Source organism: Nocardiopsis alkaliphila YIM 80379 (assembly GCF_000341005.1).
In the GTDB taxonomy this organism is placed as follows: domain Bacteria; phylum Actinomycetota; class Actinomycetes; order Streptosporangiales; family Streptosporangiaceae; genus Nocardiopsis; species Nocardiopsis alkaliphila.
Genome location: NZ_ANBD01000205.1, coordinates 1 through 1,086, shown reverse-complemented (window position 1 = coordinate 1,086; position 1,086 = coordinate 1). Strand labels below are relative to the sequence as shown.

1 protein-coding gene is annotated in these 1,086 nt (G+C 67.3%); it reads right to left on the bottom strand.

Going from position 1 to position 1,086, the window contains the following annotated elements:
• Positions 1 to 1,086, bottom strand: a 1,086-nt coding sequence (locus D472_RS0124345; protein ID WP_017607031.1) for a glycoside hydrolase family 6 protein, incomplete at both ends; no start/stop codon positions are given.

Genomic DNA, 1,086 nt, shown 5'->3' with positions numbered 1-1,086 from the left:
GCTGGAGCCGTCGGACTCACCCGGAGGCTTCATCCACACATAGGCATCGATCCCCGGCTCGGGAGCGGCGGTGGGACGCTCGCCCAACCCGGCCCCGGACTGGTTGCACCAGTTCCCAGGGTTGATGCGCTGGTCGTAGCGGCCACCATCGACGTAGGCGTCCACGTCCGTTCGCGGACCCGGACCCGTGGGCCGGTCGGGGCCGCCCCACCCGTTACGGGAGGTATCGATCAACATGCCGATCCCCGCGTCGAACCCCTGGGAGACCAACTCCTGACGCAGCGCCTGGGCGAAGGACAACTCGTCGGTGAAGTTGTTCCAGTCCACCCAGGACGATTCGCGCACGCTGGCGCCGTCGACCTGGTCGGTGATGGAGAAGTTCTCCTCCACCAGGGCCGAGTAGTTGGCGGTGTTGGCGATGAACCCGTGCACGTCGTCCGGGGTGGCGCCGTTGGCGTTGGCCGCCTCGTAGAACAGGGCGGCCGAGGCGGTGAAGTTGTCCTCCCAGCCGATCCAGCCGTGGTGGCCGGCGTCCACGTAGTTGTAGACGTTGTCGATCGCGCCCAGCTCGGCCAGGGCGTAGCCGACCCCTTGGACGTAGTTGCCGTTGGCCAGCATCTGGTCGCATTCGGGGGTGGCGGTGGCGCGGTCGCCCACGTTGGTGACCAGGTTGGGCAGCGAGTCGATCTCGATGGTGGTGACCACCCGCAAGGAGGTGTCGGCGTAGTCGGCCAGGATGTCGGCGATGGGGTCGATGTACTCGGTTTGGTAGCGGTCGAGTTCTTCGGGGCCCAGTTCGCCGTTGGAGGCCAGCGCGGCGCAGTCACGGCCGGGCAGGTTGTAGATGACCAGTTGGAACACCAGGGGTTGACCGGCGGCCTGGTCCACGGCCTCGTCCAGGTGGTCGCGCAGGCCCATGTTCCCGGTGGTGGGGCTGTCGTTGCCCTCGATGGCGCCGATACGGTCCATCCACACACCGGTGGGTTGATCGGCGATGGCCTCACCGCCGGGTTCGGCGGCGGCGTTGGCCGACCAGATCGGGTTCACGTACACATCGGCGCCCACGTACGGATTATCGACACGCTC